This window comes from Zavarzinia marina, from assembly GCF_021568905.1.
In the GTDB taxonomy this organism is placed as follows: domain Bacteria; phylum Pseudomonadota; class Alphaproteobacteria; order Zavarziniales; family Zavarziniaceae; genus Zavarzinia; species Zavarzinia marina.
The window spans coordinates 1,143,037-1,155,774 of record NZ_JAKGSB010000001.1; the positions used below are offsets into that span (position 1 = coordinate 1,143,037).

General features: G+C 67.2%; 9 protein-coding genes. 4 read left to right on the top strand and 5 right to left on the bottom strand.

Annotation, left to right across the window (positions count from 1 at the left end):
* Positions 1–113: 113 nt before the first annotated feature.
* Positions 114–1,346, bottom strand: coding sequence for a DUF445 domain-containing protein (locus tag L2U69_RS05540; RefSeq protein ID WP_236105561.1), 1,233 nt, complete (start codon positions 1,344–1,346; stop codon positions 114–116).
* A gap of 123 nt (positions 1,347–1,469) precedes the next feature.
* The gene (locus L2U69_RS05545) at positions 1,470–2,633 is read right to left on the bottom strand and encodes a hypothetical protein (RefSeq protein WP_236105563.1); all 1,164 of its coding nucleotides are present in this window, start codon (positions 2,631–2,633) and stop codon (positions 1,470–1,472) included.
* 295 nt (positions 2,634–2,928) lie between these two features.
* Here L2U69_RS05545 and L2U69_RS05550 point away from each other — a divergent pair, with 295 nt between their 5' ends.
* A complete protein-coding gene (locus L2U69_RS05550) occupies positions 2,929–3,657 on the top strand; it encodes a TetR/AcrR family transcriptional regulator (protein ID WP_236105565.1) in 729 nt (242 codons plus the stop codon).
* Between the two features lie 318 nt (positions 3,658–3,975).
* Here L2U69_RS05550 and L2U69_RS05555 read toward each other — a convergent pair whose 3' ends face one another.
* Both L2U69_RS05555 and L2U69_RS05560 read right to left on the bottom strand, forming a co-directional pair.
* The gene (locus L2U69_RS05555) at positions 3,976–5,211 is read right to left on the bottom strand and encodes a hypothetical protein (protein WP_236105567.1); all 1,236 of its coding nucleotides are present in this window, start codon (positions 5,209–5,211) and stop codon (positions 3,976–3,978) included.
* 509 nt (positions 5,212–5,720) lie between these two features.
* A complete protein-coding gene (locus tag L2U69_RS05560) occupies positions 5,721–6,905 on the bottom strand; it encodes an aminotransferase-like domain-containing protein (protein WP_236105569.1) in 1,185 nt (394 codons plus the stop codon).
* A gap of 213 nt (positions 6,906–7,118) precedes the next feature.
* Between L2U69_RS05560 and L2U69_RS05565 the strand changes: the two genes are divergently transcribed.
* The 3 genes from L2U69_RS05565 to L2U69_RS05575 all read left to right on the top strand — a co-directional run bounded on the left by L2U69_RS05565 (position 7,119) and on the right by L2U69_RS05575 (position 11,730).
* Positions 7,119–8,930, top strand: a complete 1,812-nt coding sequence (locus tag L2U69_RS05565; RefSeq protein WP_236105577.1) for an ABC-F family ATP-binding cassette domain-containing protein — start codon at positions 7,119–7,121, stop codon at positions 8,928–8,930.
* 105 nt (positions 8,931–9,035) lie between these two features.
* Positions 9,036–10,958 carry a potassium transporter Kup gene (locus L2U69_RS05570; protein WP_236105579.1) on the top strand — a complete coding sequence of 641 codons (1,923 nt, stop codon included), beginning with the start codon at positions 9,036–9,038 and terminating at the stop codon, positions 10,956–10,958.
* A 1-nt stretch (position 10,959) separates the two neighbouring features.
* Positions 10,960–11,730 (top strand): TrmH family RNA methyltransferase, encoded by a 771-nt coding sequence (locus tag L2U69_RS05575; protein WP_236105582.1) that lies wholly within the window; start codon positions 10,960–10,962, stop codon positions 11,728–11,730.
* On the opposite strand, the gene L2U69_RS05580 is transcribed toward L2U69_RS05575, so the two are convergent.
* Positions 11,708–12,721 (bottom strand): hypothetical protein, encoded by a 1,014-nt coding sequence (locus L2U69_RS05580; protein ID WP_236105584.1) that lies wholly within the window; start codon positions 12,719–12,721, stop codon positions 11,708–11,710. The two genes, L2U69_RS05575 and L2U69_RS05580, sit on opposite strands and share 23 nt — an antisense overlap.
* Positions 12,722–12,738: the final 17 nt, after the last annotated feature.

The following is a 12,738-nucleotide window of genomic DNA, read 5'->3' on the forward strand; positions in this document are numbered from 1 at the left end:
AGTGGCTAAAGTACGATCACAACTCAAGGGGCTAACGTCCATTCGGGGAAAGGCACATTGTCCTTTCGCGGGATCGTGTTCCCTATCGGAGCCCGATCCCCATCGGGGCTCCCCTACTGGAAACCTAGGGCGAGCTGCAGCGAACCGGCGAGGAAGCCGGTGATGGCGCCGAGCACGAAGAAGATCCATTCATCCTCCTGAAACGCCGGGCGCAGCAGATCCTGGAACTCCTCGGCCGAGAGGGCGCGCGTGCGTTCGGCCAGGAATTTGGACAGGAACTTGGCGCGGTCCTTGTTGAAGGCTTCCTCCTCGAGGGGGTCGAGGGCCATCGCCGTCGACTTCTTGGCGATCGAGCTCTTCAGGCCGGCATAGCCGTCCGGCCCCATGGCGAGTTGCAGGGTGGTGCGCACCACTGGCGCCTCCAGCATGGGCGAGAGATGCTTCTTGATCAGGAGGCCGGTCTTGTGGGCCTGCCTGCCGACCAGGATTTCCCGCGTGATGCGGCCGATGGTCAGCATTTCGGTCGCGGCCAGATCGGCGAATTTGTCGGCGATCTCGTTCTGGCGGCGCAGGAACACGCCCTGGAAGCGCCAGGGCCCGAAGCGGACCGGGTGCAGCGGCCGGAACACCATGGACAGCGCGATCCAATTGGTCAGGAAGCCGAGCACGGCTGCATAGGCCGGCAGCATCCAATGGGCCGGGATGAAATAGAACAGGATCATCTGCAGGACGCCGAAGGCGAGCCCGATGAAGAAGCTGACACGGATGACGAAGGCCAGTTCCTTGTTGCCGACCTCCATGAACATGCGCACCACCAGGTGGCGGTCGGCCTCCACCTGATTGCCGATCATCTCGCGCACGTCGACCAGATCCTCGGCATTGTCGATGATGTCGTCCATCAGCTTGCCCATGACCTTGGACAATTGACTGCGCGCATGGTTGTAGACGCGGTTGCGCACCACGCGCGGCAGATTGGCCCAAAGGACCGGGCTCTGCTCGGACATCAGATCGTCGACGTAATCCTCGATCCGGACCTCGACCGCCTTGGCGACATGTTCGGAAATGCGCTCCGGCTCCATCTTGCGCATGAAGTCGCTGAGGGTGCCGATCTTGGCCAGCGTCTTGTCGACGAGGATGTTCGACATCTTGCGCGCCTTGCGCGGCACGATGCCCTGCCAGCCGAGGAAGGGGTCGAGAACGCCGACGAAATGCACCGGATAGAAGACCATCTGCATGGCCATCCAGACATGGGCCCAGGTCACGACGGCGGCGACGATCGGGATGCTGATGAACCCCCAGAAATCGGGCCGGCTGGTCAGCTCGGCCCAGAAATCAACACCCCCCATCCACGGCTCTCCCCTTCGATTGCCGATCTGCGCCGGCAGGTGTCGGATTATTCAGGCTGCACACGCCCCGAGGAAGCGGGAAACCGCCGTATTCGGGGCCAAATACCATCACGGCGCGTCCCGTCAGACCGCCGCGGCGACGAGGCCGACCGCGAGCACGAGGCCGATCACCAGGGAATGCATCAGCGGCAGTTCCCGGCGCAGGACCCGGCGCTGGACCTCCAGGAAGGCGCCCGGCTCCAGCGCCTCGAAACGGTCGGTCACCCAGGTGCGCAGGCGCCCGGCACAGCGCACCGACAGTTCGGGATCGCGCGACGCCTCGGACAGGAGCGCGACGAGTTCGTCGGTCGCGGCCTCGACCATGCCGCGCATGGCGCGCTGGGGAATCACGAGGTCCAGCAGGGGGCGGCCCGGCAGACGCGAGAAGATCGCGCCGACGCGGCGCTCGATGATCGCGCGGACGGCGATGCCCGGACGCCCGTGGATCAATTCGTCGATCACGACATCGAGGCGGAAGGCTTCGTCGGCGACGGTGTCGGCGTAGAAATCGGTGATCTGGCGCCGTTCGAACAGAAGCGGCGTGACGCAGCGTTCGGGCAGGCGTGCCAGGGACGGCGGCGGCGCCAGGAACAGCCAGCGCAAGGCGGCGGCCGAGGCGGCGAAGGCGAGGACGGCGCCCGCCACGAGCCCGCCGATCCCCGGCGCGCAGACGACGACGAGAACGGCGGGCAGCGCCAGCACCGGCATCAGGATGCGGAGCGAGCGAAACGCCGGCACGGTGACCGTGCCGATCATCCGGGCGAGATCGGTCGGACGGGCACCGAAATAGCGGGTCTGCATGGCCGGCACATCCAGCAGGTCGCCGATGGCGTCGATGATTTCCACCACCGCGCGATCGACGGCCTTCGGCACGCTGCGCGCCAGATAATCCTCGAACTGAACCTTGGCCGCGCCCGGCAGGCCGCGCCACAGGACGCCGAGCTGCTTCTGCGCCACGCGGTCCAGCAGGGCGACGCGCTCGCGCTCGAAAAGGCGGTTGACGGTCTCGGCGATGTCCTCGGGACCGAGGGCCTGGGCGATGTCGGGCAACGGGCCGACCACGTCGAGAGTCAGGACGCCGATGCGCCCCCCGATCTCGCCGCTGCGCGTGGCGACCAGCGGCGCCACATGGCCCGAGGCCCGGATGGCGCGCGGCACGGACAGGCCGGTCAGCAGAAAGCGGGCGCTGACGACGGGAACCGCCGCCATGGCGGCGGTGGCGAGCAGGATGAGAACGATCGCGATCACGGATACCCCGCCGCGCCCCGCCACCGCGAGACGCCGATGCCATCGGCGCCGTCCTGCATGTCGCCTCCCCTCTTGCCGCCTCCCCGCCGGCGGCTCCGGCCGCCCTTCCCCCGGATCGGCTTTGCCAGGTCCCGGGTCGTCAGGCGACGGTCGCGAAAAGACGCCAGTCCTTGTCGCCCGTCAAGTTATATCGAATCCTTGGTGAATGATCGGTTAACCTAGTTCACAATAGGCGGATAACAGTCCGGCGCGTTCGATTCCACGCGTCAGGAAGCTAAGGGCTCAACGGTCGACCGTGTTCGCCAGTCGGGAAGCCGTACCCGTTGCGGAAAGTTTGTTCGACGATATGCCAGACCAATTGGACAAGACCACGAAGCGCAAGAGCGCCGCGAAAATGCCGACCGGCCGCGAGGAGCGGACCCGCGCCCTGCGTCAGGCCATCATCGAATCGGCCGCCAGCGAATTTGCCGCCCAGGGCTATGGCGGCGCCTCGTTGCGCTCGATCGCCTCGCGCACGGGAATCGAACTCGGCCACCTCGGCTATCATTTCTCGACCAAGATGGAACTGTGGCAGGCGGCCGTCACCCATATCTTCGAAGCCATCCCGAAGGCATCGGAAATTCCGCTGGCCGAGGACGAGGACGAAGCCCGGTCCTCCATCGCCCGCATGGCCATGGACTACGCCGCCTATACCGAGGCTCATCCCGAACATATCCACATCGTGTTCAGCGAGTCCGCGGCCGGCGGCGAACGGCTCGACTGGCTGGCGGACCATTTCCTGAACGACGTCGTGCGCGGCCTGCGCGGCCACATCGAGAGAGCGAGCAAGCTGGGCGTGCTCGCGGCGACGGATGCGTCGATCGTCCTGGCGGCTCTGGTCGGCGTCTCGGCGATCAACTTCGCGTTGCCGAAACTTCGTGACATACTCTTGGGCGGCGGTGTTACACTTGAAACGCTGAACAATTTTCTGGATACGCTTTCAGCGTCATCCATGACGGACGAACCGCCCAAATCCGGCGATTGAGTTCGATATTGCACCCATAGTGCATATTTTGACGAATGACATAATATAATCTGCGGGTTAGCTTCCTTCTCGCGTGTGAGCCCTTATGCACGCTGTTCGGGGAGCCATCCGCCGAACTGACTTTCGGGCGCCGGGGCCCCTTCTGCCGCCCCGGCGCCCGCTTTTTTCTCGAAATCCGACGATCCCCGCCCCGGCACCGAGAACCGCCCGTTCAGGCGGCGCGCTTCCGTTCGGCCCGGCGCGAACGGCGGCGGCCGCCCAAGCAAAACGGGCGGCCCGAGGGCCGCCCGTAAAGTGGTTCGCGAGAACCGCCAGGGATCAGGGCAGAAGACCGCCCAGCAGACCGCCCAGGCCGGGGATCTGTTCGATCTGATCGGTGATGTCCGACGGATCGGTGCCGCCGCTGAGACCCTGCAGGATCGTGTTCAGGGCGTCGGTCAGCGGGGTCAGCGCCGAATCCTCGGTACCGGCCAGCGCCTGCACCACTTCGGTCAGGGCGCCGAGGGCACCGTCCTCGTCGGTCAGCATGGCGAGCTGGTCGGTCAGCGCCGCGAGCGCACCATCGTCCGGATCGACCAGCGTGTTCACGAGATCGGTGATCGGATCGAGCAGGGTGTCGTCGGTGATGCCTTCCAGCGTGTCCTGAACCGTGCAGATCAGGTCGGTGCAGGGCACCTCGTCCTCACCGTCGGGATCGTCGCCCAGGTCGCCGAACGGATCACCACCGTTCAGGGCGCCGCCGGCGCGGCTGATCTGACGCAGACCGAAGCCGATCGGATCGCTGAGGAAGAAGTTCGGACGCAGCAGACGGCGATGGATGTCCATCAGGCTCGGCTCTTCGCCGTACTGCTTGGTACGGTCGGCCCCCAGCAGGGAGGAACCGCTGCCGAAGTAGAAGCGGACGCCGCCGTAGCCGGTGGCGCCGGCCTCGTCGAAGGCGCCGGTGGCGAAGAGCGCCATGCCGGGAATGTCGGTCAGCAGGGTCTCGAGCTGGATGTCGCCGCCGAGGCCGACCTCGTCCGAATACACCAGGCCGCCGCCCAGGCGCAGGTTCGGATTCGGATAGATCGCGATGCCGCCACGGCCGTAGAATTCGTCCGGCACCACCTCGCCCATGGTGTAACCCACCGTGGCCTCGAGGGTGATGTTGTCGATGTAGAACTCGGAAATGCCCGACACCGCGTACTGGCTGTAACCTTCGAGGTAATAGCCGGCACCGACGACGCCGATGAGATAGGATTCGGGATCGCGGGCGAAGAGCTGGGCCGCGCCGCCCGCGAAGCCCACTTCGTCGGCGACGAAACCGGCGATGCCGTCGATCTGCAGGCCGACGCTGTCGCCGAGCGGAATGGTGAGGCTGGGCGCGCCGCCGTAGAGGCCGCCGTTCTCGTCACCGCCGCCGAAGATGCTGAGCTGGAAATTCGTCTCGGCGACGGCCTTGCCGTAGCCGAACTGATCGTCCGAAACCGGCATGGCCTCCTGCGCGGAGACGAAGGACGTCGCCGCGATCACGGATGCCAAGGCGGCGGATGAAAGAAATGCATTCATCTTCATGATGTCGATTGCCCCTTATGCTCTAAAGTCCCCCAGTCGCCGGTCAAGGTGGGCGCCGCCTGAACTCCTTGCAGACGCGCACGATGCAGGCACGCAAGATGCAGGCATTCGCGGCGCAGCGACGGATCACGTACGGAGCCGACCCGCAACACGCCCACGACGACCGTTCCGGCGCGGCGTGGCGGCGGGTGGATCCCCCTCCGACTCGACCACCACGGCCGAAAACGACATCTGTTAGAGACTTTGCTCGAAATCTTTACGAATTGAGCGGGAGTTTTACCCCGTTTTTAAATCTCTTGCGTTCATATTGGATAATATTACACGTCGATATGACCGCATCGACCCGGTTCCCGCGGAACGAAACTCGCCCTCCGATGTTAGTATCCGCCTGTTTCCGCCAATTCGTGCTGCAACGCACGCAAATTGACACATTCCTTCAAATCGAAGTTACCCCAATCCGGACACAATATCCGGGGCGGGAGCGTTCTCCCCCCACCCCGGCCCGCCGATCAGCCGCCACCGGCCATGCGCGCGATCAGTGAACCGAGGCGCGCGATGCCTTCGTCGATCTGTCGAGGGCTCGAAAGGGAGAACGACAGGCGCAGCCGATCATCCCGCCGTCCCTCGCCGTAGAAGGCGCCGCCCGGCACGAAGGCGACCCGGCATTCCGCGACGGCACGGGCCAGGACCTCGGCACCGTTCAGGCCCGCGGGCAGGCCGACCCAGACGAACATCCCGCCCTCCGGCCGGGTCCAGGAGACGCCCGGCGGCATATGGCGTTCGAGCGCCGCCAGCATGGCGTCGCGGCGCACGCGATAGACGGCGCGGTTCGAGGCGACCTGGGCGGCGTAGCATTCCTCGGCCACGCGATGCATGACCATCTGGTTGATGGTCGCGCAATGGAGATCGGCCGCCTGCTTGGCGAGGACGAGCTTGGCGATCGCCGCCGAGGCGCCGCAGACCCAGCCGATCCGCAGCGCCGGCGCCAGTGTCTTCGAAAAGGTCCCGCAATAGAGCGTGCGGCAATGCTCGATCCCGCCCCGGCGCGCCGCCTCGATCGCGAGGATGGGCGGCACGGCTTCGCCGTCGTAGCGCAGCGCCTGATAGGCCGCGTCCTCGATCACCGGGACGTTCAGGGCATCGGCCAGGTCGAGCACGGCTTCCCGGGCCGAGAGGGGCACGGTCTCGCCCGACGGATTGGAAAAATCGGGCACCAGATAGGCGAGACCGACCCGCCCGCCCTTCGCCGCCGCCGCTTCGCGATAGCTGTCGGGCGTGCGGTTGCCGTCGAGGGCGAGCGTGTCGTAGCTCGGCTCATAGGCGCTGAAGGCCTGAAGCGCGCCCAGATAGGTCGGGGCCGTCACCAGGGCGGTATCCCCCGGCGAAAGGAACAGCTTGCCGATGAAGTCCAGGGCCTGCTGGGAACCGGCGGTGATCAGGATGTTGCTCTCGTCGCAGGCGACGCCCAGCGCGGCCATCTGGCCGGCGATCCAGCACCGCAGCGGCGAATAGCCTTCCGACACCGAATATTGCAGGGCCTGAGCCGACTTGACCGGATCCGCCATGATTTCGGCATAGGCGCGGCCGAAGGCTTCGGTCGGAAACTGGGCCGGATCCGGAATGCCGCCGGCATAGGAAATGATGTCCGGCTGGTCCAGCAGTTTCAGGAGTTCGCGAATTTCGGATGCATTCATGCGACTGGCGCGGGTCGCGAAACGATCTTGCCAGTTTTTTTCTTCCAAAGTCATTTCATTCCAACCTTTCGGGGGCTGGCTGCAAGAATGCGACTTTTCGATAATTAGGTCAATAGTGCTGTCGTAAAATCGACATGGCCGGCGGCGCCGTATCGGTTGATTAACCGCCCCACGCCCGCTATGCCCCTTGGCCGTCAAGCACATGCGGACCCGATGGCGGCACCTCTTCTCACTCTTCGCGACATTCACGTCGGTTATGGCGGACATCCCGTCATCGACGGCGCCGACCTGATCGTCGGCCCGGAGGACCGGATCTGCCTGGTCGGGCGGAACGGCTCCGGCAAGTCGACCCTGATGAAGATCGCCGCCGGCCTGGTCGAACCGGACCGGGGCAAGCGCATCCTGCAGTCCGGCACCACCGTCCGCTACCTGCCGCAGGAACCGGACCTGTCCGCCTTTCCGAGCGTCCTCGCCTATGTCGAGGCCGGGCTGGCGCCAGGCGACGACCATCACCGCGCCCTCAGCCTCCTGCAATCCCTCGGCATGACGGGCGACGAGGATCCGAAGGCGCTGTCCGGCGGCGAGATCCGCCGCGCCGCCCTGGCCCGCACCCTCGCCCCAGAACCCGACGTCCTGCTGCTCGACGAGCCGACCAACCACATGGACCTGCCGGCCATCGAATGGCTGGAGGCGGAATTGAAGCGCAGCCGCTCAGCCCTCGTCCTGATCAGCCACGACCGGACCTTCCTGACCGCCCTCTCCCGCGCCACGGTCTGGCTCGACCGAGGTGTGGCGCGGCGCACCGAGCGCGGCTTCGGCGCCTTCGAGGACTGGCGCGACGACGTCCTCGAACAGGAAGAGAAGGAACGCCACAAGCTCGACCGCAAGATCGTCGCCGAGGAAGACTGGGTGCGCCACGGCGTCTCGGGCCGGCGCAAGCGCAACATGCGCCGCCTGGGTCAGCTCCACGCCATGCGCAAGGACCGGCGCGAGGAGCGCAAGGCCGTCGGCACGGTGAAGATGACGGCGGGCGAAGGCGATGTCTCGGGCAAGCTGGTGATCGAGGCGCGCGACGTCTCCAAGGGTTTCGACGGCCGCGCCATCATCTCCCACCTGGACCTGCGCCTGCGCCGGGGCGACCGTCTCGGCATCGTCGGCCCGAATGGCGCCGGCAAGACCACACTGATCAACCTGCTGACCGGGGCGCTGGCCCCGGATTCGGGTGACATCCGCCTCGGCACCAATCTCGAAATGGTCACCCTCGACCAGAAGCGCGAATCCCTGGCGCCCACCACGACCCTGCAGGATGCCCTGACCGGCGGCGGCAGCGACCGGGTGGAGGTGGCCGGCAGCTACAAGCATGTGATCGGCTATATGAAGGACTTCCTGTTCGGGCCGGAACAGGCGCGGACGCCGCTGGGCGTGCTGTCGGGCGGCGAGCGCGGCCGGGTGATGCTGGCGCGTGCCCTGGCCAAGCAGTCGAACCTCCTCGTGCTCGACGAGCCGACCAACGACCTCGACCTCGAGACCCTGGATCTGCTCGAGGAAATCCTGGCCGATTACGGCGGCACCGTCCTCGTCGTCAGCCACGACCGCGACTTCCTCGACCGGGTCGCCACCTCGGTGCTGGCCTATGAGGGCCCGGGGCGATGGACCGAATATGCCGGCGGCTACAGCGACATGGTGGCCCAGCGCGGCCACGGCGTCGAAGCCCGGGAAGACGATACGCCCACGGCACCGAAGGCCGGCCCGAACACGGCGGAGGCGGCGCCGCGCGCGGCCCAGAAGCGCAAGCTCTCCTTCAAGGAGAAACATGCGCTGGAGACCCTGCCCGCCCGGATCGAGGCGCTGGAGGCGGAAATCGCCGATCTCCAGGCCAGGCTCGCCGATGCCGACCTCTTCGCCCGCGACCCCGGCGCCTTCCAGAAGACGGCCGACCGTCTTGCCGCGGCCGAGGCTGAGCGCGCGCGCGCCGAGGAAGACTGGCTGAACCTCGAACTGCTGCGCGAAGAGCTGGAAGGCTGACGCGATCTCGACCACTGCGGGGCGATAGTTTGCATTGCGGTGCAGAACGCACTATGCGCAAGGCGTCGGTCGCCCCACTATCATCCCACTGAACCGGAGTATGCGATGAGCAACGCCGCCATGGCCAAGCCGAACGGTGAGCAGGGACAAGAGCCCGAGACCGCCGCCAACGGCAAGCGCCAGTTCTGGGCTTTGACGCTGGGCAGCGTGGGCGTCGTCTATGGCGACATCGGCACCAGCCCGCTCTACGCGTTCCGCGAAGCCCTCGCGCATACAGCCAGCCGGGAGGCGATCACCGAGCCCATGGTGCTCGGCGTGCTGTCGCTGATCCTGTGGTCGCTGATCCTGATCGTCAGCATCAAATATGTCGCCATCGTGCTCCGCGCCGACAACAACGGCGAAGGCGGCGCCCTGTCGCTGATGGCGCTCGCGCGTCGCGCCATGGCCAAGCGCAGCTCCATCGTGCTCGGCCTCGGCATCCTCGGCGCCGCGCTGTTCTACGGCGACGCGGTCATCACCCCGGCGATCTCCGTGCTGTCCTCGGTCGAGGGCCTGAAGCTGGTGACGCCGATCTTCGATCCTTACGTCGTGCCCATCACCATGGGCATCATCCTGGGCCTGTTCCTGGTGCAGAGCCGGGGCACCGCCAAGGTGGCGAAATTCTTCGGGCCGATCACGGCGGTCTGGTTCGTCGCCCTGGCCGTCACCGGCGCCAGCCACATCGCGGACGAGCCGACCGTGCTGCTCGCCTTCAATCCGGTCTATGCGGTCGAATTCCTGATCGAGCATCAGGTGGTCGGCTTCATCGCGCTGGGCTCCGTGCTGCTGGCCGCGACGGGCGCCGAATCCCTCTATGCCGACCTCGGCCATTTCGGCCGCAAGCCGATCCAGGTCGCATGGATGGGGCTGGTCTTCCCGTCGCTCACCCTGAACTACCTGGGCCAGGGCGCCCTCGTCCTGTCGAACCCCGAGGCGGCGGAGAATCCCTTCTTCCTGCTGGCGCCGGACTGGGCGCTGGTGCCGATGGTGCTGCTGGCGACGGCGGCGACCACCATCGCCTCCCAGGCGGTGATCACCGGTGCGTTCTCCCTGACCCGGCAGGCGATCCAGCTCGGCATCATGCCGCGCATGGAGATTCGCCATACCTCGGGCGAGCATGCGGGCCAGATCTATCTGCCGCGCATCAACCGGCTGATGATGATCGCCGTCATCATCCTGGTGCTGGCGTTCCAGGAGAGCGGGCGCCTGGCGGCGGCCTATGGCATCGCCATCACCGGCTGCATGGTCGTCACCTCCATGCTGCTGTTCATCGTCATGCGCTGGCGCTGGCGGATCCCGCTGGTCGCGGCGATCCTGATCATGACCCCCTTCGTCGCGGTCGAACTCGCCTTCATGACCGCCAATCTGCTGAAAGTGCTGGAAGGCGGCTGGGTGCCGCTGGTGATGGCGCTCAGCCTGATCGTGGTCATGCGCACCTGGGTGACGGGCACCCGCATCCTGGCCGAGAAATCGCGCCGCGACAGCCTGCCCCTGCTGGACGTCGTCGCCATGCTGGAGAAGAAGCTGCCGCATCTGGTGCCCGGAACGGCGATGTTCCTGACCTCGACGCCGAACGTCGCCCCGGTCGCGCTGATGCACAATCTGAAGCACAACAAGGTGCTGCACGAGCAGAACGTGATCGTCACCATCGAGGTGGCGCAGGAACCCTATGTCGATCCGGAGTCCCGGGTCTCGGTCCAGTCCCTCAGCCCGCACATGATGCTGATGCGCGTCTCCTACGGCTATATGGAGAGCCCGAACCTGCCGAAGGCCCTGGCGGCGGCGCGCAAGCTCGGCCTCAAGTACGACATCATGTCGACCTCCTTCTTCCTCGGCCGGCGCTCGCTCCGCCCCAGCATGAAGAGCGGGCTGCGGCCGTTCCAGAACCGGCTCTACATGTCGCTGGCGCGCAATGCCTCGGACGCCACAGAATTCTTCCAGATCCCGTCCGACCGCGTGATCGAGCTGGGCACCCAGATGACCATCTGACATGGCGCGCGCGATCGCCATCGACAGCGCCCGGAACGAACGCTTCCGGACCTGGGAGCAATTGCTGGAGGGCAAGGGCATCCGAAAGCACGGTGCCTTCCTGCTGGCCGGGCGCAAGACGGTACCGGAGGCCCTGGCGGCCATGCCCGGCCGTTTCAGCGCGGTGCTCGCGCCCGACGAGGAGACGCTTGCCGCCCTCGAGCCCCTGCTGCCGGACAGCGTGACCCGGCATCTCCTGGCGCCGCCCCTGTTCGAGCGCCTGGACGTGGCGGGCACGCGCCTGCCGATCCTGGTCGGGCGGGTGCCGGACATGCCCCCGGCCGACCTGCGCCTGCCGCCCCAGGGGCTGGAACTGGTCTGCGCCCTGGGCGATCCCAGCAATCTCGGTGCCCTGCTGCGTTCCGCCGCCGCCTTCGGCGCGCGCCGCATCCTGCTGCTGCCGGACGCCGCGCACCCGTTCCATCCGAAGAGTCTTCGTGCCGGGGCAAATGCCGCCCTGACCCTCGATTTCGCGCGGGTGAGCGGCTGGGCGGCAGTCGCCGGTGCCGCCGGGCCGCTCTTCGCCCTCGACGGCGGCGGGGCGGATCTGACGCGCTTCGACTGGCCGGCCGATCTTCGCCTCGTCCTCGGGGAGGAGGGTCAGGGCCTGCCGGCGGATCTGGCGGCGACCCGCCTCGCCATTCCGACCACCGGCGTGGTCGAATCCCTGAACGCCACGGTCGCCGCCGCCATCGCCCTCCAGGCCTGGTTCAGTCGCCGATCCGCCGGCTGATCACGGCGCCCGGCGGCACGCGATCGGCGAGATTGCGGCGCATCCGGTAGAGCAGGCGCAACACCCCGAACGCGACCACCAGCGGCACCAGGCCGAAGAGGACGCCCAGCAGGGCCCGCCCCGGCCAGGCCGCGAGCCGCGCCGCGCCCGCCCCGTCCGGCGTCGCGGCGACGGTCGCGCCGATTTCGAGGGGCGGCGGCGGTGCCGCCTGCCCCGGCTTCAGGACGGCGCCGGCAAGGCCGCGCAGGGGCAGGGCCGCGCCGCCATCCGCCATGCGCACCTCGACCGCCGGGATCAGCAGGGCGATGCCGTCGCCATCGCCGGTCACCGCCAGACGGTCCCAGCCGGCCGCCGTCACCACCGCATCGCCGGTCGCGCCGACGAGCCGGTCGATCAGGGGCGTCGGGCCCACGCCGGCCCAGGCCGTCACGACCCGGATGCCGCCCGCCGCCAATACGACGGCGAGCACCAGCATGTATCCGTGAACGACGCCACGCAGCAGCGGCGATCCCTTGCGTCCCTCCCGCCTGGGCGCGAAGCCGGCCACCACCGCGACCAGGCCGACCGGCAGCAGGCAGAGACCGACGATGCCGATCGCCATGCCGCCGCCCATGAAGAAGAGATCCGGATCCGCGCGATAGGCGATATGGGGATCGTCCGGTGCCAGGCGGACGGTCATCCGGCCGCTCTCGACCTGGGCGGCGACGGTATCGGCCGCGCCGGCGAGATCCCGCACCCAGTCGAAGCCGCGCACCGCCGTCTCCACCGTCTCGCCGCCGACGGCATAGCGGACGGTGATGCCGAGATCGGTGGTGAAGTAATTCGCCTTCTGCCGGGTCCGGGTCACATCGACGGCGACGACGTCGGCACGCACCGCCGGTCCCAGCAGGGCCGACGCCGGGGCCGTCGCCGGCCCCGCCCGCAGGCCGTGCAGGAACATCCAGCCGAGGAACAGGGCGACGCCCGAGATCAGCAGTGGAATCAAGGTCATCAATCGGATCACGGGGG